The following is a 21610-nucleotide window of genomic DNA, read 5'->3' on the forward strand; positions in this document are numbered from 1 at the left end:
ACTTCTGGAATCTGCCGTCAACCCTTGATTTTGCTTTTCTATCAATTAGTTAGCGTTGATTAAAAAACCACCAACAAAGAGCCCGCCGCACCTTCTATATAGAGGAAAGGGTTCAGATAACACCGGCCGCCTTAAGAGCAACCACGTTCGCCGCGCCCAAACCCAGTACATCCTGAAGCACCTGAGCCGTATGCTCACCCAACAGAGGAGGCGCATTGCGGTATTCCACTGGCGTCTTGGACAACCGTATAGGGCTGGCAACCTGAGGCACCATCCCCGCCAACGCGTGAGGCAACTCCATTTCCAACCCACGCGCCTTGACCTGAGGGTCGGCGAACACCTGCGCCAGGTCATTGATTGGCCCACAAGGCACACCCACCCGCTCCAGCTGCAACACCCACGCAGCCGTCGTCTTGAACACCGTCGCCTGACGAATCAACGGAATCAGTTCCGCCCGATTCGCCACCCGCACCTTATTAGTAGCGAAGCGCGGATCATCCGCCCACTGCGGCTGCCCGGCCACTTCGGCAAACTTACGAAATTGCCCGTCATTACCCACCGTCAAGATGAAGTCACCGTCGGCGGTGGGAAAATCCTGATAAGGCACGATATTCGGATGCGCGTTGCCCAGCCGCTTTGGCGATACGCCTGTCGTCAGGTAATTCATCGCCTGGTTGGCCAGGCAGGCCACCTGCACATCCAGTAACGCCATATCGATGTGCTGCCCGCCACCGTCATGATCGCGATGAGCCAGTGCCGCCAGAATCGCCACCGTCGAGTAGAGCCCCGTAAGAATGTCAGTCAGCGCCACACCTACCTTGACCGGGCCAGCACCGTCATCCCCCTCGGGGCGCCCCGTCAGGCTCATAAGTCCGCCCAACCCCTGAATCATGAAGTCATAGCCTGCCCGCGCCGCATAGGGCCCGGTCTGGCCAAAGCCCGTGATCGAGCAGTAGATCAACTCAGGGTTGATCCCCTTGAGCGACTCATAGTCCAACCCATACGCCGCAAGCCCGCCCACCTTGAAGTTTTCAATGAGGATGTCCGACTTGGCCGCCAGCTCACGCACCAGCGCCTGCCCCTCCGGCCGCGTAAAATCGATCGTCACCGACTGCTTGTTGCGATTGGCCGACAGGTAGTACGCCGCCTCACTGGTATTCTCGCCGTAGGCATCCTTAAGGAAGGGCGGCCCCCAGGCGCGCGTATCGTCGCCGCTGCCCGGCCGCTCGACCTTGATCACTTCAGCCCCAAGGTCCGCAAGAACCTGCCCGGACCAGGGGCCCGCCAGTACTCGCGATAGATCCAGTACCCGCAGATGCGAAAGCGCGCCCATGGCCGTGCTCCTATTAATAGAACGCCTGAAGACCGGTTTGCGCGCGCCCCAGAATCAGAGCATGCACGTCATGAGTACCTTCATAGGTATTCACGACCTCCAGGTTGACCAGGTGGCGCGCCACGCCGAACTCATCGGAAATGCCGTTGCCACCGAGCATGTCGCGCGCCATACGCGCGATATCCAGGGATTTGCCACAGGAGTTGCGCTTCATGATCGAAGTGATTTCAACCGCTGCGGTACCTTCATCCTTCATACGCCCCAGACGCAGGCAGCCTTGCAGGGCCAGAGTGATCTCGGTCTGCATGTCGGCCAGTTTCTTCTGGATCAGTTGAGTTGCAGCCAATGGACGGCCGAATTGCTGGCGATCCAGTGTGTATTGACGGGCGGTATGCCAGCAGAATTCAGCAGCACCCAACGCGCCCCAGGAGATGCCATAACGCGCAGAGTTAAGGCAGGTAAAAGGGCCCTTCAAGCCACGCACATCCGGGAAGATGTTCTCTTCCGGCACAAATACGTTATCCATGACGATTTCACCGGTGATGGAGGCGCGCAGCCCGACCTTGCCGTGAATCGCCGGTGCACTCAGGCCCTTCCAGCCTTTCTCCAAGACAAAGCCACGGATGTCACCGGCGTCGTCCTTGCCCCACACCACAAACACATCCGCGATTGGGCTGTTGGTGATCCACATCTTCGCGCCCGTCAGGCTGTAACCGCCGTCCACTTTTCGAGCCCGGGTAATCATCGCACCTGGATCAGAACCATGATTGGGCTCGGTCAGGCCGAAACAGCCGATCCATTCCCCAGACGCCAACTTCGGCAAGTACTTCTGTTTCTGCGCCTCGGTGCCAAACTCATTGATCGGCACCATGACCAGCGAAGACTGCACACTCATCATCGAGCGATAGCCGGAATCGACACGCTCCACTTCGCGCGCAATCAAACCATAACTGACGTAGTTCAAGCCGCTGCCGCCGTACTGCTCGGGAATCATCGCACCGAGCAAACCGGTCTCGCCCATCTCGCGGAAAATCGCAGGGTCAGTCTTTTCATGGCGAAAGGCTTCAAGCACACGCGGCGCCAGTTTGTCCTGGGCGAACTGCTCAGCACTGTCGCGCACCATGCGCTCTTCTTCGGTGAGCTGTTGATCCAGCAGCAGTGGATCGATCCAGTTGAAGCTTGCCTTGCCAGCCATGAATAAGTCCTCGCGGAAAGAAACGGAAGTCGTGCAACCAGCCTAGGCGCGACAAGCGCTCAGGGCAAACGAGGTTTCCGCATAGGGTTGTGCTAATTTCTCACTTCGAAACCGCCAACAAGCGTGCATATGCGCTTTATATGTGAGGACACGGTATATGCGCAGAAAAATTCCCAGCACTACCGCCTTGGTCAGTTTTGAAGCGGCGGCCCGCCACGAAAGCTTTACCAAGGCCGCACACGAGCTTTCGATCACTCAAGGCGCCATCTGTAGACAGATCGCCAGCCTTGAGGAGTTTTTGAGTGTCGAGCTGTTTCGTCGCTCACGCCGAGGGGTAAAACTGACGGAAGCAGGACTGTCCTACAGCCGCCGCGTTGCCACACAGCTGGACGCAGTGGAGCGCGATACGCTTTCCGTCATGGGTCAGCAGGGTGCTAACACTATCGAGCTGGCGGTGGTCCCGACATTTGGCACTCAATGGCTGATCCCTCGCCTCAAGGATTTCCAACGCCAGCACCCTGAAGTCACAGTCAACCTCACGAACCGTACACGGCCCTTCCTGTTTGCCGACACCGAATTCGACGCCGCCATCTACTTCGGCGATGCCGACTGGTCCGGTACGGAATCGCACCGTCTGATGGGAGAAAATCCTGTCCCGGTGTGCAGCCCGCGATTGCTGGGTAACAGCACGCAATTCAGTCCCCAGGAAATCGCAGAACTGCCCCTCCTGCAGCAAACGACGAGACCTTACGCGTGGCGCCAGTGGTTCAGCGCCCAGCAACTGAGCGTACCTCGCGACATGACAGGGCCCCGTTACGAGCTATTCTCGATGTTGTCTCAGGCCGCCATGCATGACATGGGGATCGCGCTGATCCCGCCGTTCCTCATCCAACGCGAATTAGCGGACGGCCAACTGGTGATCGCAAGCCACGAAGCACTGAGCAGCTCGAAGGCCTATTACTTGATGATTCCTGACAGGAAGGTCGAATCTGCCTCATTACACGCATTCAGGGACTGGCTGATCGACCAGTCACAGCGCTACAGCCCTTGTATTTAAAGGTAAAACAACATTGCTGACCCTGTAGTCAGCAAATTCGTAATCCTACAGATATACATATATGTCGCATTTCAACAGACTGTATCTGTCAGGCGAAAATAGGGCTCAAGGCCATGATCTATATGACTTGTAGCGACTATTACAAGCCAATGACCGACTATTCACACCAACGATGTCAAAAGATTGCAAAAAAGCCTGCAGCCCTTTAAGCCCATGTATTTGAAGAGGTTATTTCAGCGTGTTGCGACAATCAGTCACAGGGTGACTTGTAGTTAATTTTTCGTCACCCGTCATAATCCCTTGATGGCCGTAAAGTTCGCCTGCAAAATGCCGCGCCCCGCTGTCATTTCAGCGGGATCGTGCTGATCGGCCGCCCCAGTTGCGCCACTCGCGGTGCACTGGCCTTTTTACAAAAAGATCAAAAGCAAAAAGATCATGCAGGAGATTTGACGTGCACATTGGTGTTCCTCTCGAAACCCAGACCGGTGAAACGCGGGTGGCTGCCACCCCGGAAACCATCAAGAAGCTGATCGGCCAGGGCCATAAGGTCACTGTAGAAAGCGGAGCCGGCATTAAGGCCAGCGTCGTCGACAGTGCCTATGAAATGGCAGGAGCAACCATTGGTAGCGCCAGCGATGCATTTGGCGCCGAGCTGATCCTCAAGGTGGTTGCCCCCAGCGACAGCGAACTCACGCTGATCAAAAGCGGCACCGTGCTGGTGGGCATGCTCAATCCGTTCAGCAACGAAACGATTGCCAAGCTCGCCGAGCGTGGTATCACGGCCTTCGCACTGGAAGCCGCGCCGCGTACCTCGCGGGCGCAGAGCCTCGACGTACTGTCTTCCCAGGCCAACATTGCCGGCTATAAAGCCGTCCTGCTCGCCGCTCATCACTATCCGCGCTTCATGCCGATGCTGATGACCGCAGCAGGCACTGTGAAGGCTGCACGCGTGCTGATCCTCGGCGCCGGCGTTGCAGGCTTGCAAGCCATCGCCACGGCGAAACGCCTAGGCGCAGTGATCGAAGCGTCTGACGTCCGCCCGGCCGTTAAAGAGCAGATCGAATCCCTCGGCGCCAAATTTGTCGACGTGCCTTACGAGACCGATGAAGAACGCGAGTGCGCCGTCGGCGTCGGCGGTTATGCCAGGCCAATGCCGACCAGCTGGATGCAACGCCAAGCCTTGGCCGTGCACGAACGCGCCAAGCAGGCCGACATCGTCATTACCACCGCCCTGATCCCAGGCCGCAAAGCGCCGACCTTGCTTAGCGCCGAAACCGTCGCGCAGATGAAGCCCGGCTCGGTCGTGATCGACCTCGCCGCAGCCCAAGGAGGCAATTGCCCGCTGACCGTGGCCGACCAGGTGGTAGTGGAAAATGGCGTGATCATTTGCGGTCCAACCAACTTGGCCGGTGCCGTCGCTGCCGACGCATCCGCCCTGTACGCACGCAACCTGCTGGACTTCCTGAAGTTGGTCTTCACCAAGGAAGGGCAGTTTGAAATCAACCTCGAAGACGACATCGTCGCCGCGTGCCTGATGTGCCGCGACGGCCAAGTCATCCGCAAAAACGCCTAAGCAGGGATTCAGACGATGGAAGAGCTTATCTCCCCCGGTATCTACAACCTGATCATCTTTGTGCTGGCGATTTATGTCGGTTACCACGTGGTCTGGAACGTTACCCCCGCGCTGCACACACCATTGATGGCGGTAACCAACGCCATTTCCGCGATCGTGATCGTCGGCGCCATGCTTGCCGCAGCCCTCACCGTCACGCCACTGGGCAAGACCATGGGCACGCTGGCCGTGGCACTCGCAGCGGTCAACGTGTTCGGTGGCTTCCTGGTCACCCGCAGGATGCTTGAGATGTTCAAGAAGAAAGCCCCGAAAGCAAAAGAAGAGGCGCCTAAGTAATGAGCATGAATCTCGTCACGACGCTCTACTTGATCGCGTCGATCTGCTTCATCCAGGCGCTCAAGGGTCTGTCACACCCCACCACGTCACGTCGCGGCAATCTGTTCGGCATGCTCGGCATGGCGCTGGCGGTGCTCACCACCGTGGGCCTCATCTATAAGCTGGGCGCTGAGTTGGCTACCGCAGGCATTGGTTACGTAATCGTTGGCCTGCTGATCGGCGGCACCGCCGGCTCGATCATGGCCAAGCGCGTAGAAATGACCAAGATGCCTGAACTGGTAGCGTTCATGCACAGCATGATCGGCCTGGCAGCAGTGTTCATCGCAATTGCAGCAGTGGTTGAGCCGCAGTCCCTGGGCATCGTCAAACACCTGGGCGACTCGATTCCCGCCGGTAACCGCCTGGAGTTGTTCCTCGGCGCAGCCATCGGCGCCATTACCTTCTCCGGCTCGGTGATCGCCTTCGGCAAACTGTCGGGCAAGTACAAGTTCCGCCTGTTCCAGGGCGCACCGGTACAGTTCGGCGGTCAGCACAAGCTGAACCTGGTGCTTGGCCTCGCAACGTTGGGTCTGGGCCTGGCGTTCATGTTCACCGGCAACCTCACCGCCTTCGCGCTGATGCTGGCCCTGGCTTTCGTGCTGGGCGTGCTGATCATCATCCCGATCGGCGGCGCGGATATGCCTGTGGTCGTCTCGATGCTCAACAGCTACTCCGGCTGGGCTGCGGCGGGCATCGGCTTTTCGCTGAACAACTCGATGCTGATCATCGCCGGTTCCCTGGTAGGTTCCAGCGGCGCGATCCTGTCGTACATCATGTGCAAGGCGATGAACCGCTCCTTCTTTAATGTACTGCTCGGCGGTTTCGGCAATGCGCCGGATGCAGGTGCAGCGGCTGGCTCTAAAGAAGCACGACCGGTCAAATCCGGCTCAGCGGACGACGCAACCTTCCTGCTGACCAACGCCGATACCGTGATCATCGTCCCAGGCTACGGCCTGGCCGTGGCGCGCGCACAGCACGCGCTCAAGGAACTGACCGAGAAGCTGACCCATCACGGCGTCACCGTGAAATACGCGATCCACCCGGTGGCGGGCCGTATGCCTGGGCACATGAACGTGCTGCTCGCCGAGGCCGAAGTGCCTTACGACCAGGTGTTCGAAATGGAAGATATCAACTCCGAGTTCGGCCAGGCCGACGTGGTGCTGGTGCTGGGCGCCAACGACGTGGTCAACCCGGCCGCCAAGAACGATCCGAATTCACCGATCGCCGGCATGCCGATTCTCGAGGCCTTCAAGGCCAAGACGATCATCGTCAACAAGCGCTCGATGGCCAGCGGCTACGCCGGCCTGGATAACGAATTGTTCTACCTGGACAAGACCATGATGGTCTTCGGTGATGCCAAAAAGGTCATCGAAGACATGGTCAAAGCCGTCGAGTAACACTGCTTCAGCGCAATACTCGAAACCCCGGCCTGCGATAGGCTGGGGTTTTTTATTACCGCATGAAACCCGACCAAAGGCTCTAAATCGCTGCCTGGCATTCGACCATGGTAGCGGGCCGAATTTTTTTGAAGTCACTAAACTGCGCACCTTGCTTCCGTAGCCTGAGATAACAATCCATGTACCGTGATCGTATCCGCTTGCCTTCGTTGTTGAACAAGGTCATGAGCGCGGCAGACGCCGCCGCACTGATCAAGGACGGCATGACCGTCGGCATGAGCGGCTTCACCCGTGCCGGTGAAGCCAAGGCCGTCCCCCACGCCCTGGCCGAACGTGCCAAGACTTCCCCACTGAAAATCACCCTGATGACCGGCGCCAGCCTGGGCAATGACCTGGACAAGCAACTGACTGAAGCGGGCGTGCTGTCGCGACGCATGCCGTTTCAGGTTGATAGCACCCTGCGCAAGGCGATCAACGCCGGCGAGGTGATGTTTATCGACCAGCACCTGTCGGAAACCGTCGAGCAACTGCGCAACAATCAGCTCAAGCTGCCGGATATTGCGGTGATTGAGGCGGTCGCAATCACTGAGCAAGGCCATATTGTGCCCACCACGTCTGTAGGCAACTCGGCCAGCTTTGCGATTTTCGCCAAGCAGGTAATCGTCGAGATCAACCTGGCACACAACCCGAACCTGGAAGGGTTGCACGACATCTACATCCCGACGTACCGGCCAACCCGTACGCCAATTCCTTTGGTGAAGGTCGATGACCGGATCGGCAGTACTGCGATTCCGATCCCACCGGAAAAGATCGCAGCCATCGTCATCACCAACCAGGCCGACTCCGCATCGACCGTGACGCCACCCGACAGTGACACCCAAGGCATCGCCAATCACCTGATCAACTTCCTCAAGCAAGAAGTCGACGCCGGCCGCATGACCAACAAACTCGGGCCGTTGCAGGCCGGCATCGGCAATATCGCCAACGCGGTGATGTGTGGCTTGATCGAATCGCCGTTCGAAGACCTGACCATGTATTCGGAAGTGTTGCAGGATTCGACCTTCGACCTGATCGACGCGGGCAAGCTGAGCTTTGCTTCGGGCAGCTCGATCACCCTGTCGGAGCGTCGCAATGCCGACGTGTTCGGCAACCTGGAGAAGTACAAGGACAAACTGGTGCTGCGCCCGCAAGAGATCTCCAACCATCCGGAAGTGGTGCGTCGCCTGGGCATCATCGGCATCAACACCGCGCTGGAGTTCGACATCTACGGTAACGTCAACTCCACCCATGTCTGCGGCACGCGGATGATGAACGGTATTGGCGGCTCCGGGGATTTCGCGCGCAATGCGCACCTGGCGATCTTTGTTACCAAATCCATTGCCAAAGGCGGGGCGATTTCCAGCGTAGTGCCGATGGTCAGCCATGTGGACCACACCGAGCATGACGTCGACATTCTGGTCACCGAGGTTGGGCTTGCCGACCTGCGTGGCTTGGCGCCACGGGAACGGGCGCGGGTGATCATCGATAACTGTGTGCACCCCGCCTACCGCGATGCCCTGAACAGTTACTTCAACGCCGCCTGCGCCATCGGCGGGCACACCCCGCACATCCTGCGTGAAGCACTGAGCTGGCACATCAACCTGGAAGAAACCGGGCATATGCTCAAGGCGTGATTGATACAGATCCGGGCTGATGCAAACACAGTTTCATCAGCTTGATCTCTTCATTGCCATTTCTAGAAAAAACTGTACTGCTGTACCGGTCATTTCCTACCGAAATATCCCACACATCACTTCGAAATCACCTATTTCGCACCACTTCAGTGCGGACAGGTACAGTTGCCCCATTTCTGTACAGTACAGCACCCATAAACAGTTAACTGGCCCCTCACAATACAGGTGAACTGTATCTAGAGAGTCTTGCGCCGGAAGAGGATCATTGGCATCAGTTAAACCACTACCTAATCCCGCCACAAGCGGAAGGATGTCATCATGGAACGTACACTCAGTTCCGATCTGTTCTTCGAAGAAAAAGCTGTAAACACCCAGGCCTCCCTGCCTCTGCGCGTTATCGCCAACCTGATGTTGTGGCAGCGCCGCATCTCCAGCCGCCATCAACTGGCTCGCCTGGATTCGCGTCTGCTGGCTGACGCAGGCATCAGCGAAGCTCAACGCTACGAAGAGCTGAGCAAGCCGTTCTGGCGCTAACTTAGCGCTCGCTGGCCCTGACCTACCGGGTCCACCGCCAGCACCCTGATTTGTCAAAGCAAAGCCCGCCACGGGAAACCGGAGGCGGGCTTTGTTGTTTTCGGGGTTTGGGTTTTCAACCGGAAAACAGTGGCATGATTTGAAGACAGGTACAGTTTAAAAAAGTACAACAATTAAGCAGTACAATTTAACTTCATTGTATCTGTATCGATCACATCCCCTCGCTCAACATGGTGTCCCAAGACCTCATGAAAGGTGCTCGCCATGGACACGCCATCCCCCCGCTATAAGCGATTGTTACGCCAAGCGGCCTCGACCGTGGCCAAATGGCTGCGCCAGGCCTATGAACGGCGCCAGTTGTCTCAGCTGGATAGCCGTGAACTGTCCGACCTGGGCATCAGCCCTGGCGACCGAATGAACGAGCTGTCCAAACCGTTCTGGCGTGACTAGGCAGTCAAGACGCTTCCCGAACGGATAAACGGCGGCTTAATATCCAGTCACCACGTGGCGAACCGCGTAGTACGGGCGTCTGATCCCCAATGGTTGCCCTGCGCCACCTTATCCGTTCATCTACAGGAGTCATCCCATGTCCCGTCTTCGCCTGCTGAGTGCCGCCGCCCTGTTGGCCCTGGCTGCCAACGCCAACGCGACCAGCTTCATCGTGACCACCGACTCCATCGTCGGCGCGCTGAAAGCCACCTCCGACGCCAGCTCCGATGCCACCTCGTCCCTGCGCGACAACAAAGTCGTGCGCGCTGCCCGTGACGACGCCGCCAGCTTTGTTGCCAGCGAAGGCGCCATCCGTGGTGTGAAACTGGAAAGCGCCCTGGCCCAGATCCGCCAACAAGCGCCGCAGTTGAACACCGCAACTGACGCACAGTTGGCCCAGGCCATCCTGGCGATCTGAATGCAGGGCTAATGCCTGGGCGCTGGCTCTCGCCCGGGCATTACGCTAGCCTTGGCGCTCGTTTTCAGTTGTCGAGTCCCATGGCTTTTTCATACCGCCTTTTAATAGTTCCAGTATTGTTTTGTGGCGCTTGGTCGGCCGTGGCTTCGGCCTTCGACCTGACCACCCAAAGCACCGTCGCCAGCGCGTACGCCACCAGCAAGGTGACTTCCGCGCCCTTCGACAGAAAAGTGATAATGGCCGCCCAGGATGACGCTGCCGCGTTTATCGCCACTGACGGCCAATGGCGGGGGGCACGGTTGGAGTCAGCGCTGGATTATCTGCGCCGCAGCCAACCAAAACTTAACGCCAGCGACCTTGAACTGGCGCAAGCAATTCTCGTCCAATAATCATCTTTATATTTCTATCTTTGTATTCGGAGTCATCTCATGCGTAGCCCGCTGATCGCCGCCGCCCTTGGCCTGCTGGTATTGGCCGACGTTGCCCAGGCACAGACCCTGGTGGCCACCAGTAACATCATTGTTCGCGCCTCTGGCCGCACCATTGATTTCACCTCGGACACCACCACCTCCATCCGCGACTCCAAAGTCGTGCGCGAAGCCCACGATGACGCTGCCAGCTTCGTCGCTACCAACGGCGAGATCCGTGGTGCACGCCTGGAAGCCGCCTTCGACACCCTGCGCACCCGTCTGCCGGAAGCCCGCGACGCCAGTGACCAGACCCTCGCCGAAGCTATCCTCGCACTGTGAGGCGAATGGCCGCCTGGCTCCTGGCCGGGGTTGTACTGCTGTGTGCTAGCGCAGCCCAAGCCGGCCTGCAACTGCGGCTCAAGACCGATGGCTTGAGCCCGGCTGAACAACAGGCCAGCCAGGCCTTGCTCGACGAAGCGATGCGCGCTTTACCGCCTAGCTTCATCAAGCAGTTGGACCGCCGCATCGATGTCGGCTGGACCGACAAGATGCCCGAGAACGCCTATGGGCAAGCCTCTCTGGTGTCCGAGCTGGACCTCAACCGCAACTTGCTCGCCAGCCTGACCGATGGCAGCGCCGCCACCCAGAAAACCAATCGCCCCCACGGCACTGTGCGCCGCGAAATGCTCGCCACCGTGCTGCATGAACTGACGCACATTTATGACCGTGCACGCCTGTGGTCCAAAGCAGACCGCGCACTGATCAACCGCTGCAGCCGCCAGAACAGCATCACCGGCTTGATCGGCCTGCCGGATCAATGCCGTGGCCAGCATGACCGACGCTTTACCCTCAGCGATGACCCACGCCTGCTGGACCTTGCCGGCTGGCCGCAATACGTCGGCCGTCGTGGCGAACGCGAACAAAACAACCATCAGGTCGCCCGCAGCCCGGACATCTACGAAACCACCAGCCCGCTGGAGTTCGTCGCGGTCAACATGGAGTATTTCCTGCTTGACCAGAGTTATGCCTGTCGTCGCCCCTCGCTGTTCCGTTACTACAAAGAACACTTTGGCTGGGCGCCGCCGAATCAAGACGCCTGCGCCAACACCTACGCATTCCTGAACGCCGGCAACGATTTCGCCAAGACGCCGCTGGGCCATGTCGACCCGGAGCGCGTCTACGAAATCGACTACCTGCTGGCCGAAGCCAACCAAAACCTGGTGAGCCGCTGGGGCCACAGCATGTTGCGCCTGGTGATCTGCGCGCCCGGCCGCCCGCGTGGTCCGGATTGTCGGCTGGACCTGGACCAGCACCTGGTGTTGTCCTACCGGGCGTTCGTGGGTGACGTACAGCTGTCGAGCTGGGACGGACTGGTCGGCAAATACCCGTCGCGCTTGTTTGTCCTACCGTTGGCGCAAGTGATCGACGAGTACACCAAGACCGAGTTGCGCGGCCTGGCCTCCGTGCCGTTGAAACTGACCCGCCAGGAAATCAACGATACCGTCGAGCATGCCGCCGAGATGCACTGGAGCTACGACGGCAACTACTTCTTCATTTCCAACAACTGTGCAGTGGAGAGCCTGAAACTGTTACGCAGCGGCAGCGCCAACCCGCAACTGACCGGTCTGGACAACATCACGCCCAACGGTTTGCTTGAGGTATTGAGTGCCCGCGGCCTGGCCGACACCAGCGTCTTGGACGATAAACGCCGGGCGTTACGCCTGGGCTATCACTTCGACTCCTTCCGCGAACGCTACCAGGCGATGTTCGATGTGCTGCGCAAACACCTGCCGATCAAACAGACCCAGGTCGAAGACTGGCTGTCTCTCAGCGCAGAGGAGCGTCGCCAGTGGTTCGGTCAGGCCGACCTGCGCACCAGCGCCGCGTTGTTATTGCTCGAGCAGGCGAGCTTTCGCAAGCAGTTGATGCTGGCCCAGGACGAAGTCAAACAACGCTACCTCGGCGCCCGCGAGCTGAAAAACGGCGGCATGGAGAAAGCGAACGCTACGCTGCAACAGATCCTCGCCAACAGCGGTTTCCTCAGTCGCCCGGCAGAACTCTTGGGCAGCGGCGGCTATGGCCTGCCGCAGCCTTCGGAAGCCAAGCGCCTGGAATCGGAAAGCGCCGAGCGCCAGAAGCAACTGCAATCACTGACTGGTGAGCTGGATAAAGAGGTGAGGGCGCTGCTGGAGCCTTCCCGCTCCGCCGAGATTGCCGCCTGCGAAGCCAACCTCAAGCAGGTAGGCGAGCATTTACGGGCCTTGCACAAGGCGGCGGGCGGCCTGGAGCTGCCCTGAAACGCCGAATAACCCTTCATCACCCTTTCAGCCGGCGAAAGCTGGCTGAAAGCTTACCCGTCTAGGATCGCCTCCACTGCCGGCAACAGACCGGCTGTTAACAACAACAATGGTGATTCCCGATGTCCGCTCGTACCCGCCTGTTCGCCCCCACTCCACCCGTACGCCTCGTGCCTTTCGTTCTGCGCTGACCCCCACTCGGTTCGCCATTCCCTAGCCACGCTACGCCTGGAGTATTCCTATGCTGACTTTCCTTGGCTTTGCCATGGTCATCACGTTCATGTTCCTGATCATGACCAAGCGCCTGTCCGCGCTGATCGCCTTGATCATCGTGCCGATCCTGTTCGCGCTGTTCGGTGGTTTTGCGCCGGAGATCGGCCCGATGATGCTCGCGGGCATCACCAAGCTCGCGCCGACCGGCGTGATGCTGATGTTCGCCATTCTCTACTTTGCCCTGATGATCGACTCCGGCCTGTTCGACCCGGCCGTGCGCAAGATCCTCAAGATGGTCAAGGGCGACCCGCTGAAAGTCTCGGTCGGCACCGCCGTGCTGGCCCTGGTCGTGTCCCTCGACGGTGACGGCGCCACCACCTATATGATCTGCGTGGCCGCCATGCTGCCGCTGTACCAGCGCATCGGCATGAGCCCGCGGATCATGGCTGGCTTGATCATCCTCGCCGGTGGCGTGATGAACATGACCCCCTGGGGTGGCCCGACCGCCCGCGCCGCCAGTGCGTTGCATGTGGACCCGTCGGACATTTTCGTACCGATGATCCCGGCCATGGCAGCCGGCGTCGTCGCCATCCTGGTGATCGCCTACATGTACGGCCTGCGCGAACGTGCACGCCTGGGTGAATTGCACCTGCAAGGCGACGAGATCGATCACAGTGAAATCAGCGTGTCGCAATTCCCGGACGCCCGACGCCCGAAACTGATCTGGTTCAACGGCGCGCTGACCTTCGCTCTGATGTGCACCCTGATCGCCGGCCTATTGCCACTGCCGGTGCTGTTCATGGTGGCGTTCAGTATCGCGATGATCGTCAACTACCCATGCCTGCAGATGCAAAAAGACCGCGTCGCCGCACACTCCGGCAGCGTATTGGCGGTGGTGGGGCTGATCTTCGCGGCCGGTATCTTCACCGGCATCCTGTCGGGCACCGGCATGGTCGATGCCATGTCCAAGAGCCTGCTGGCCGTTATCCCTGAAGCGCTGGGCCCTTACCTGGCCGTGATCACCGCGCTGGTGAGCATGCCGTTTACGTTCTTCATGTCCAACGATGCGTTCTACTACGGCGTACTGCCCGTACTCGCCGAAGCCGCCAGCCACTACGGCATCACGGCTGCAGAAATGGGCCGTGCGTCGATCGTCGGCCAGCCTGTGCACCTGTTGAGCCCGCTGGTACCTTCGACTTACCTGCTGGTCGCTTTGGCCGGTATCGAGTTTGGCGATCACCAGCGCTTTACCCTCAAGTGGGCAGTACTGGTGTGCCTGTGCATAATGGTCGCCGCTTTGCTGATGGGGATTATTCCGCTGTTCAGCACTCTATAATCGTACCAACTCAACCGCGCGGCGCTGCAGCTTGCGCGGTTTAACACTTGCTCAAAGGAATACACATGGAATGGCTGACCAATCCGGAAATCTGGATTGCCTTCTTCACCCTGACGGCCCTCGAGATCGTCCTGGGCATCGATAACATCATCATGATTTCGATCCTGGTCAGCCGAATGCCCAAGCATATGCAGGCGCGCACCCGGATCTTCGGCCTGGCGTTGGCCATGATCACGCGCATCCTGTTGCTGCTGTCGATCACCTGGGTGATGCAACTGACCGCCGATCTGTTCGTGGTCTTCGGCCAAGGCATTTCCGGTCGCGACCTGATCCTGTTCTTCGGTGGCCTGTTCCTGCTGTGGAAAAGCTCCCAGGAGATGTACCACGCGCTGGAAGGTGAAGACGAAACCCACGAAGAGCCAGGCGGCAAGGGTGGCAAGTTCATCTACACCATCGTGCAGATCGCCATCATCGACATCGTGTTCTCCCTGGACTCGGTGATCACCGCCGTCGGCATGGTGTCCCATGTCCCGGTCATGGTCGCGGCGATTGTCGTGGCGGTACTGGTGATGATGCTGGCGGCCGGCACCATCAGCGAATTCATCGACAAGCACCCGTCGCTGAAAATGCTGGCGCTGTCGTTCCTGCTGGTCGTGGGTACCGTGCTGATCGCTGAGTCCTTCGATGTGCACGTGCCAAAAGGCTACGTCTACTTCGCCATGGCGTTCTCGCTGGCGGTGGAAGCGGTGAACATCAAGATGCGCACCGCCATCGCGAAAAAGAAAAAACAGCAGGATCCGGTGAAACTGCGCAAAGACATTCCGGGTCAATAACCGGAACGCCGCATCGTCATCACTGTAGGAGCGAGCTTGCTCGCGAAAAACTCAAGGGCACCGCGTTCTTTCAAAATGAACGCGTTATCGTTGACGCTCTTCGCGAGCAAGCTCGCTCCTACAGATGACAGATTTGTTTCAATCCCCACTTTAGCTATGCGATGCTGGCGCAGAGCCCATTCGCCAACTACAGCTTAAGTACAAGACGTAGAGCGGCACGCGGCAACTTTCCTTCGCTCACTTTAGAGCGCACCCACACGGGGGGCCGAGCATGCTGACCTTGCTCAATCTGCTTTCCGCCGTGACCCTGCTGATCTGGGGCACGCACATCGTCCGTACCGGCATCCTGCGGGTCTACGGGTCCAATTTGCGCCAAGTCATCGGGCAGAACATGTCCAAGCGCTGGCTGGCGTTTATCGCCGGTATCCTGGTGACGGCCATGGTGCAGAGCAGCAACGCCACGGCGATGCTGGTGACCTCCTTTGTTGGCCAGGGCCTGATGGGGCTGATGCCCGCCCTGGCGACCATGCTCGGCGCCGATGTCGGTACGGCATTGATGGCGCGGGTGCTGACGTTCGATTTGTCCTGGCTGTCGCCGCTGCTGATCTTTCTCGGGGTGATTTTCTTCCTGTCGCGCAAACAGACGCGGGCAGGGCAGTTGGGCCGCGTGGGGATCGGCCTCGGGTTGATCATCCTGGCGCTGCAACTGATCGTCGAAGCCGCCGGGCCCATCACTCATGCCCAGGGCGTGAAAGTGCTGTTCGCGTCCTTGACCGGCGACATCCTCCTCGACGCCTTGGTCGGCGCCTTGTTCGCGATGATTTCCTACTCCAGCCTGGCGGCCGTCCTACTGACCGCGACCCTGGCCGGTGCCGGAGTGATCGGCTTGCACGTGGCCATCGGCCTGGTGATCGGCGCCAACATCGGCAGCGGCGTGTTGGCCTTTCTCAGCACCAGCATGCAGAACGCGGCCGGGCGCCAGGTCGCGCTAGGCAGCCTGCTGTACAAATTGATCGGCCTGTTGCTGATCATTCCTGTGCTGGACCCGTTGGTGCTGTGGATGGATGGCTTGGACTACAGCGCCCAGGGCATGGTCATCACCTTCCACCTGCTCTACAACGTCAGTCGTTGCCTGATCCTGCTGCCGACCATCGGCCCGATGGCAAAGCTGTGCGCCTGGCTGCTGCCCGAGCGTGAAGAGGTCAACGGCAAGGCCAAGCCGCGCCATCTGGACCTGACGGCACTCAGCACCCCAAGCCTGGCCCTGGCCAATGCCGCCCGTGAAACCCTGCGCCTGGGCGACCTGATCGACAACATGCTGACCGCCATGCAGGAAGTGCTGCGTGGCAAACAGACCGCCATCACCCAGGAAATGCGCAGCCTCAGCGACGACGTCGAATCGCTGTACAGCGCAATCAAACTCTACTTGGCACAAATGCCCCGCGAAGACCTCAGTGAGCAGGACAGCCGTCGCTGGGCCGAAATCATAGAACTGTCGATCAACCTCAAACTGGCCGGCGACCTGATCGAACGCATGCTGCGCAAAGTGCAGCAGCAGAAAACCTCCCAGCGTCGCCAGTTCTCCGAAGTGGGCCTGGAAGAACTCACTGGCCTGCACAGCCAGTTGATCGCCAACCTGCGCCTGGGCCTGTCAGTGTTCCTCAGCGCCGACCCGGAAAGTGCCCGCCAATTGCTGCGCGAAAAACGCCGCTTCCGCGCCCAGGAACGCCGCCTGGCCCACGCCCACGTGAGTCGCCTGCAGCGGAAAATCGTACAGAGTCTGGAGACCAGCTCCCTGCATTTGGAGCTGATTGCCGACATGAAGCGCCTCAACTCGTTGTTTTGCAGCAGTGCTTATGTAGTGTTGGAAACGTCCGACACCGGCGCGCTCTCCGCCGAAGATATTGCCGACATCACACACTCGCCTTGAACGGATGATGGCCCGCGAAGTCAGTTAAAACTGACCTCACTCGCCAGGAAGCTTGTTATGCGTCGCCTGTTGTTCGCCTGCCTGCTCATGGGTTCTGCCCATGCCTTCGCCTTTGACCGCCTGCAAGTCGAGGGCTACACCTTGCCCAACGGCCTGCAATTGCTGCTCAAGCCGGGCACCGAACGCGGGCATGTGGCGATTCGCCTGGTGGTGGGCGTGGGTCTGGATGACTTCAGTTGTGAGGACAAAGAGCTGCCGCACCTGCTGGAACACTTGCTGTTCAGCGGCATCGACGGCGGTGGAGAAGGTGAGCTGGAAGACCGCATGCAAGCCCTGGGCGGCGAGTGGAACGCCTATACCAGCAACGCCGACACCACCTTCGTGATCGAGGCGCCCGCGCAAAACCAGCGCAAGGTGCTGGACCTGTTGCTGGCGATCCTCACCCGCACCGAATTGACCGACGCCAATATCGACGCCGCCAAGCGGGTGGTGGAGCGCGAAGACGGCGGCCACTACTCACACCTGCAACGCCTGCTGGACCGCCAGGACTTGGGCCACACCGCCAGCAACCAACTGGCCGTGGAATTGGGCCTCAAATGCGCCGAACGCGCCGAGGTCGACCATCTGACCCGCGACCAGTTGGAGAACCTGCGCAAAAACTGGTACGCGCCCAACAACATGACCCTGATCATCGTCGGCGACCTCGACAAATTGCTACCGGCCTATCTGGAACGTACCTATGGCCAGCTCGACCCGGTCGAACCCACGGAACACCCGGCACTCCCGGAAATCCAGCACGCCGCCGCCACCCACCGCGAACTGATCCACGGCTGGGTCGGCGATAGCGCCAAACTGCACTGGCTGTTCCCGGAGCCGGTACTGGACAACGGGCATGATGAAACCTACGACCTGCTCAAGGACTACCTCGACTGGGCGCTGTACCGCCAACTGCGCCTCAACCACGGTTTGTCCTACGGCCCGTGGAGTGAACGCGAAGTGCTCGGCGGCGTCGGCTTCCTCAGCCTGAACGCCGACCTGGAGCGGGAAAACCTGCCCGAAGCCGAACAGGTCCTTCAGGACCTCAGGGCGCAGTTGCTCAAAGACGGCCTCGACCCGGCGGTGTTTGCCCGCCTGCAACAAGCCGCGGTCGCCCGCCAGGCCTGGGCCGTGCAGGGCAACAGCGCATTGGCCGACTATTACTGGAGCGCTTCCGGCGATTACAACAACGGTCACTTCAGCGACCCGGTCAAACGCATCAAGGCCGTGAGCCTGGACCAGACCAACCAGGCCATGCGCCAAGTGTTCAAGCAACCCGGCTACTGGCGTATCGAGAAGCCGCTGCTCAGTTACGACGGGCTCAGCTGGATCGGCGCCGGTGTCCTCGGGCTGATCGCCTTTGTGTTGATCGGCGTGCGGGTTTATCGCAAACGGATTGCGTAATGACGCAACGTATGACGGGCTAAGACGTTATTCTGTCTAGGATTTTTTCCTACAAAGACTGCGAACCGCCAGATGCCAAACCTGACCCACGTAATCCAGCGCATTCTCGAGCTGATGAAGCGCTACCCAGGGGTGATTGCACTCGGCGGCTTCATCTCGGGCGTGGGCAGCTTCATTCTGGTGGATCGCCAGCAGGGCATGGCCAGTTGGATCGCGGTGATCATGCTGGTGAGCTGGTTGTGGCTGATGCTGGAAAACAGCTTCACCCAGCTGTTCACCAAAGTCTTCAAGCGCGAAATCCCCGAACCGCTGCTGCGCTACGCGACCCAGATGATCCACCAGGAAAGTCTGTTCTTTGTATTGCCGTTCTTTTTCATCACCACGGCATGGAACAGCGGTCAATCGGTGTTCACAGGCCTGCTCGGCGCGGCGGCGCTGGTGTCGATCGTCGACCCGCTGTACTACAAATGGCTGGCGCCCAAACGCTCACTGTTCCTCGCGCTGCACACCTTCACCCTGTTCGCCGCACTGCTCACCGCGCTGCCGATCATCCTGCACCTGACCACGGCCGAAAGTTACAAACTCGCCTTGGGCGTGGCCATGGCATTGTCGATTCCAACCCTGGCTGTGAGCATGCCGCTACGCAGCCTTAAAGGCTGGGCGATGTTGCTCGGGGTCACGGCCGCAATTGGGTGCGCCGGGTGGTTCCTGCGCAGTTGGGTGCCGCCGGCCACCTTGTGGATGACCGAAGTGGCCATCAGCACCCAACTGCAAGACCGCACGCCGGGCGACGACCTCAAGGAAGTCACCGCCGCCCAACTGCGCGGCGGCGGGTTGTACGCCTACACCGCGATCAATGCGCCGCGCGGGTTGGATGAGCGCATCTACCATGTGTGGCAATTCAACGGCAAAGAGGTCGACCGCATCGCCCTGGATATCCACGGCGGGCGCAAAGAGGGCTATCGCGCCTGGACCCACAAACAGAATTTCCCCGGCGACGCCGTGGGCCGCTGGCAAGTGCGGGTACTGACCGAAGACGGGCAGGTGATCGGCGTGTTGCGCTTCAAAGTGACGGACTCAGCACAAACGGACAACCCAAAGTAGGCAGGTTCGTGCTATTACGTAGGAATTGTGGATAGCCAAACAAGCTCGGAGCTTATGACCCCCCCTACGACGGCCGGTGCAGCCCACCTCGATACGTCCACCACCCCGCCACAGCTGAGGATTACGGGGGACTGGACGCTTGCCCACTACGCCAACCTGAAGAAGCTGTCGGACACGCTCGACGGCCAATACGATGCCGGCGCACGCATCGACCTCAACGGCCTCGGCGCCCTGGATACTGCCGGCGCGTCGTTGCTGGTGGAGTTGCTGGGGCCAAGCCGCATCGAGCAATCCGCCGAACAGACCGACTGCAGCCTGTCTGCCGCCGACCGCGCCCTGCTCAAGACCGTCTACCGCTCCCTGAATGACTTTTGCGTGCCGGACAAGGCGCCCGAAGAAACCGCCGGCATCCAGGTGCTGGCGCGCATTGGCCGAGCGGTGGACACCGTCTGGCAGGACAGCAAGAAACTGCTGGGTTTTATCGGCCTGATCCTCGAAACCTTCGCCCGTAGCATTTTCCGTCCCAAGCGCTGGCGCATCACGCCCATGGTCGCGCATCTGGAACAGGTCGGCCTCGACGCCGCGCCCATCGTGGCCCTGCTGACCTTTTTGGTGGGGGCCGTGGTGGCATTCCTCGGCGCCACCGTGCTCAAGAGTTTTGGCGCGACTATCTTTACCGTCGACTTGGTGGCGTTCTCTTTCCTGCGGGAATTCGGCGTGTTGCTGACGGCGATCCTGATCGCCGGTCGCACCGCCAGTGCCTTTACCGCCCAGATCGGCTCGATGAAGGCCAACGAAGAAATCGACGCCATCCGCACCCTGGGCCTGGACCCGATGGAGTTGTTGGTGCTGCCTCGCGTACTGGCGCTGCTGGTGGCATTGCCGATGCTGACCTTCCTGGCGATGCTCTCGGGGATTGTCGGCGGCGGCGTGGTCTGCGCCGTGGCCCTGGATATTTCGCCAGCGATGTTCCTCTCGTTGCTTCAATCAGACATTGGCGTGCAGCACTTCCTGGTGGGCATGGTGAAAGCGCCGGTTTTTGCGTTCCTGATTGCCGCCATTGGCTGCCTGGAGGGCTTCAAGGTCAGCGGCAGCGCCGAGTCCGTCGGCGCCCACACCACCTCCAGCGTGGTGCAATCGATCTTTGTGGTCATCGTGCTGGATGCGGTCGCCGCGCTGTTCTTCATGGAGATGGGCTGGTGAGTCGTCTACACCGAGCGCCCACCGAGGCGGTGATTGAAGTGCGCGGCCTATGCAATCGCTTTGGCAGCCAGAGCGTGCACGAGAACCTCGACCTGGATTTATACAAGGGCGAGATTCTCGCCGTGGTCGGCGGCTCCGGCAGCGGCAAGTCGGTGCTGCTGCGCAGTATCGTCGGCCTGCGTCGACCCAGCGAAGGCGAAGTGCGGGTGTTCGGCAAGAACCTGCCGAGCCTGCCGGAACATGAGCGCTCCCTGGTGGAACGGCGCTTTGGCGTGCTGTTCCAGAAGGGCGCGCTGTTTTCTTCGCTGACCGTGACCGAAAACGTCGCGCTGCCGTTGATCGAACATGCCGGCCTCAGCCGGCGCGACGCCGAGCACTTGGCCGCGGTGAAACTTGCCCTGGCCGGGTTGCCATTGTCGGCGGCCGACAAGTACCCGGCGTCGCTGTCCGGCGGCATGATCAAGCGCGCCGCTCTGGCCCGCGCGCTGGCCCTGGACCCGGACATCCTGTTCCTCGACGAGCCCACCGCCGGCCTCGACCCGATTGGCGCAGCGCAATTCGACCAACTGATCCTGACCCTGCGCGATGCGCTGGGCCTGAGTGTGTTCCTGGTCACCCACGACCTGGACACGCTGTACACCATCACCGACCGCGTGGCGGTGCTGGCGCAGAAGAAAGTGCTGGTGGCCGATGCCATTGATGTTGTCTCGGAAACGGACGACGCATGGATCCACGAATATTTCCACGGCCCCCGTGGCCGCGCGGCATTGGATGCCGCTCAATCGCTTAACGAGGTATGA

Annotated in this window: 20 protein-coding genes; 18 read left to right on the forward strand and 2 right to left on the reverse strand. The window is 59.9% G+C overall.

Annotated elements, in window-relative coordinates:
• Window positions 1-112 precede the first annotated feature (112 nt).
• Both HX868_RS26475 and HX868_RS26480 read right to left on the reverse strand, forming a co-directional pair.
• A complete protein-coding gene (locus HX868_RS26475) occupies window positions 113-1333 on the reverse strand; it encodes a CaiB/BaiF CoA transferase family protein (protein WP_177004896.1) in 1221 nt (406 codons plus the stop codon).
• Window positions 1334-1346: 13 nt separating this feature from the next.
• Window positions 1347-2528: an acyl-CoA dehydrogenase gene (locus HX868_RS26480; RefSeq protein ID WP_003187423.1), complete on the reverse strand. Its 1182-nt coding sequence runs from the start codon at window positions 2526-2528 to the stop codon at window positions 1347-1349.
• Between the two features lie 157 nt (window positions 2529-2685).
• Here HX868_RS26480 and HX868_RS26485 point away from each other — a divergent pair, with 157 nt between their 5' ends.
• The 18 genes from HX868_RS26485 (at window position 2686) to HX868_RS26570 (ending at window position 21610) form a co-directional block, all read left to right on the forward strand.
• A complete protein-coding gene (locus tag HX868_RS26485; RefSeq protein WP_177004897.1) occupies window positions 2686-3585 on the forward strand; it encodes a LysR family transcriptional regulator in 900 nt (299 codons plus the stop codon).
• A 451-nt stretch (window positions 3586-4036) separates the two neighbouring features.
• Window positions 4037-5158 carry a Re/Si-specific NAD(P)(+) transhydrogenase subunit alpha gene (locus HX868_RS26490; protein ID WP_177004898.1) on the forward strand — a complete coding sequence of 374 codons (1122 nt, stop codon included), beginning with the start codon at window positions 4037-4039 and terminating at the stop codon, window positions 5156-5158.
• Between the two features lie 15 nt (window positions 5159-5173).
• Window positions 5174-5494 carry an NAD(P) transhydrogenase subunit alpha part 2 gene (locus HX868_RS26495; RefSeq protein WP_003220416.1) on the forward strand — a complete coding sequence of 107 codons (321 nt, stop codon included), beginning with the start codon at window positions 5174-5176 and terminating at the stop codon, window positions 5492-5494.
• The gene (locus HX868_RS26500) at window positions 5494-6930 is read left to right on the forward strand and encodes an NAD(P)(+) transhydrogenase (Re/Si-specific) subunit beta (protein ID WP_028618674.1); all 1437 of its coding nucleotides are present in this window, start codon (window positions 5494-5496) and stop codon (window positions 6928-6930) included. The genes HX868_RS26495 and HX868_RS26500 overlap by 1 nt, the downstream gene beginning before the upstream one ends.
• A 179-nt stretch (window positions 6931-7109) precedes the next feature.
• Window positions 7110-8603, forward strand: a complete 1494-nt coding sequence (scpC, locus tag HX868_RS26505) for a succinyl-CoA:acetate CoA-transferase ScpC (protein WP_177004899.1) — start codon at window positions 7110-7112, stop codon at window positions 8601-8603.
• 318 nt (window positions 8604-8921) lie between these two features.
• Window positions 8922-9137 carry a DUF1127 domain-containing protein gene (locus HX868_RS26510; protein ID WP_010168694.1) on the forward strand — a complete coding sequence of 72 codons (216 nt, stop codon included), beginning with the start codon at window positions 8922-8924 and terminating at the stop codon, window positions 9135-9137.
• A gap of 264 nt (window positions 9138-9401) precedes the next feature.
• Complete coding sequence (locus HX868_RS26515; protein ID WP_033901532.1) at window positions 9402-9587, forward strand: DUF1127 domain-containing protein; 186 nt, start codon at window positions 9402-9404, stop codon at window positions 9585-9587.
• A gap of 136 nt (window positions 9588-9723) precedes the next feature.
• Window positions 9724-10044 carry a DUF2388 domain-containing protein gene (locus HX868_RS26520; RefSeq protein WP_025854295.1) on the forward strand — a complete coding sequence of 107 codons (321 nt, stop codon included), beginning with the start codon at window positions 9724-9726 and terminating at the stop codon, window positions 10042-10044.
• Between the two features lie 80 nt (window positions 10045-10124).
• Complete coding sequence (locus tag HX868_RS26525; protein ID WP_095017515.1) at window positions 10125-10433, forward strand: DUF2388 domain-containing protein; 309 nt, start codon at window positions 10125-10127, stop codon at window positions 10431-10433.
• 39 nt (window positions 10434-10472) lie between these two features.
• Window positions 10473-10793: a DUF2388 domain-containing protein gene (locus tag HX868_RS26530; protein WP_016978812.1), complete on the forward strand. Its 321-nt coding sequence runs from the start codon at window positions 10473-10475 to the stop codon at window positions 10791-10793.
• Window positions 10790-12751, forward strand: coding sequence for a DUF7844 domain-containing protein (locus tag HX868_RS26535; RefSeq protein ID WP_177004900.1), 1962 nt, complete (start codon window positions 10790-10792; stop codon window positions 12749-12751). The genes HX868_RS26530 and HX868_RS26535 overlap by 4 nt, the downstream gene beginning before the upstream one ends.
• A gap of 241 nt (window positions 12752-12992) precedes the next feature.
• Complete coding sequence (locus HX868_RS26540) at window positions 12993-14300, forward strand: CitMHS family transporter (RefSeq protein ID WP_016978810.1); 1308 nt, start codon at window positions 12993-12995, stop codon at window positions 14298-14300.
• A 65-nt stretch (window positions 14301-14365) separates the two neighbouring features.
• On the forward strand, window positions 14366-15133 hold the full coding sequence (locus HX868_RS26545) for a TerC family protein (protein WP_177004901.1): 768 nt from the start codon (window positions 14366-14368) through the stop codon (window positions 15131-15133).
• A 271-nt stretch (window positions 15134-15404) separates the two neighbouring features.
• On the forward strand, window positions 15405-17063 hold the full coding sequence (locus HX868_RS26550) for a Na/Pi cotransporter family protein (protein ID WP_016978808.1): 1659 nt from the start codon (window positions 15405-15407) through the stop codon (window positions 17061-17063).
• Window positions 17064-17120: 57 nt separating this feature from the next.
• Window positions 17121-18503 carry a M16 family metallopeptidase gene (locus tag HX868_RS26555; protein WP_177004902.1) on the forward strand — a complete coding sequence of 461 codons (1383 nt, stop codon included), beginning with the start codon at window positions 17121-17123 and terminating at the stop codon, window positions 18501-18503.
• Between the two features lie 72 nt (window positions 18504-18575).
• Window positions 18576-19607 carry a DUF5924 family protein gene (locus HX868_RS26560; protein WP_095014154.1) on the forward strand — a complete coding sequence of 344 codons (1032 nt, stop codon included), beginning with the start codon at window positions 18576-18578 and terminating at the stop codon, window positions 19605-19607.
• 54 nt (window positions 19608-19661) lie between these two features.
• Window positions 19662-20810, forward strand: coding sequence for an ABC transporter permease (locus tag HX868_RS26565; protein ID WP_177004903.1), 1149 nt, complete (start codon window positions 19662-19664; stop codon window positions 20808-20810).
• Window positions 20807-21610 carry an ABC transporter ATP-binding protein gene (locus HX868_RS26570; protein WP_177004904.1) on the forward strand — a complete coding sequence of 268 codons (804 nt, stop codon included), beginning with the start codon at window positions 20807-20809 and terminating at the stop codon, window positions 21608-21610. The genes HX868_RS26565 and HX868_RS26570 overlap by 4 nt, the downstream gene beginning before the upstream one ends.

Source organism: Pseudomonas reactans (assembly GCF_013385825.1).
In the GTDB taxonomy this organism is placed as follows: Bacteria; Pseudomonadota; Gammaproteobacteria; order Pseudomonadales; family Pseudomonadaceae; genus Aquipseudomonas; species Aquipseudomonas reactans.

What these genes read in the sequence shown, in the direction of transcription:
- HX868_RS26475 (WP_177004896.1), bottom strand. Translation starts at nt 1,333, where the DNA reads ATGGGCGCGCTTTCGCATCTGCGGGTACTGGATCTATCGCGAGTACTG.
- HX868_RS26480 (WP_003187423.1), bottom strand. Translation starts at nt 2,528, where the DNA reads ATGGCTGGCAAGGCAAGCTTCAACTGGATCGATCCACTGCTGCTGGAT.
- HX868_RS26485 (WP_177004897.1), top strand. Translation starts at nt 2,686, where the DNA reads ATGCGCAGAAAAATTCCCAGCACTACCGCCTTGGTCAGTTTTGAAGCG.
- HX868_RS26495 (WP_003220416.1), top strand. Translation starts at nt 5,174, where the DNA reads ATGGAAGAGCTTATCTCCCCCGGTATCTACAACCTGATCATCTTTGTG.
- HX868_RS26500 (WP_028618674.1), top strand. Translation starts at nt 5,494, where the DNA reads ATGAGCATGAATCTCGTCACGACGCTCTACTTGATCGCGTCGATCTGC.
- scpC (WP_177004899.1), top strand. Translation starts at nt 7,110, where the DNA reads ATGTACCGTGATCGTATCCGCTTGCCTTCGTTGTTGAACAAGGTCATG.
- HX868_RS26510 (WP_010168694.1), top strand. Translation starts at nt 8,922, where the DNA reads ATGGAACGTACACTCAGTTCCGATCTGTTCTTCGAAGAAAAAGCTGTA.
- HX868_RS26515 (WP_033901532.1), top strand. Translation starts at nt 9,402, where the DNA reads ATGGACACGCCATCCCCCCGCTATAAGCGATTGTTACGCCAAGCGGCC.
- HX868_RS26520 (WP_025854295.1), top strand. Translation starts at nt 9,724, where the DNA reads ATGTCCCGTCTTCGCCTGCTGAGTGCCGCCGCCCTGTTGGCCCTGGCT.
- HX868_RS26525 (WP_095017515.1), top strand. Translation starts at nt 10,125, where the DNA reads ATGGCTTTTTCATACCGCCTTTTAATAGTTCCAGTATTGTTTTGTGGC.
- HX868_RS26530 (WP_016978812.1), top strand. Translation starts at nt 10,473, where the DNA reads ATGCGTAGCCCGCTGATCGCCGCCGCCCTTGGCCTGCTGGTATTGGCC.
- HX868_RS26540 (WP_016978810.1), top strand. Translation starts at nt 12,993, where the DNA reads ATGCTGACTTTCCTTGGCTTTGCCATGGTCATCACGTTCATGTTCCTG.
- HX868_RS26545 (WP_177004901.1), top strand. Translation starts at nt 14,366, where the DNA reads ATGGAATGGCTGACCAATCCGGAAATCTGGATTGCCTTCTTCACCCTG.
- HX868_RS26550 (WP_016978808.1), top strand. Translation starts at nt 15,405, where the DNA reads ATGCTGACCTTGCTCAATCTGCTTTCCGCCGTGACCCTGCTGATCTGG.
- HX868_RS26555 (WP_177004902.1), top strand. Translation starts at nt 17,121, where the DNA reads ATGCGTCGCCTGTTGTTCGCCTGCCTGCTCATGGGTTCTGCCCATGCC.
- HX868_RS26560 (WP_095014154.1), top strand. Translation starts at nt 18,576, where the DNA reads ATGCCAAACCTGACCCACGTAATCCAGCGCATTCTCGAGCTGATGAAG.
- HX868_RS26565 (WP_177004903.1), top strand. Translation starts at nt 19,662, where the DNA reads ATGACCCCCCCTACGACGGCCGGTGCAGCCCACCTCGATACGTCCACC.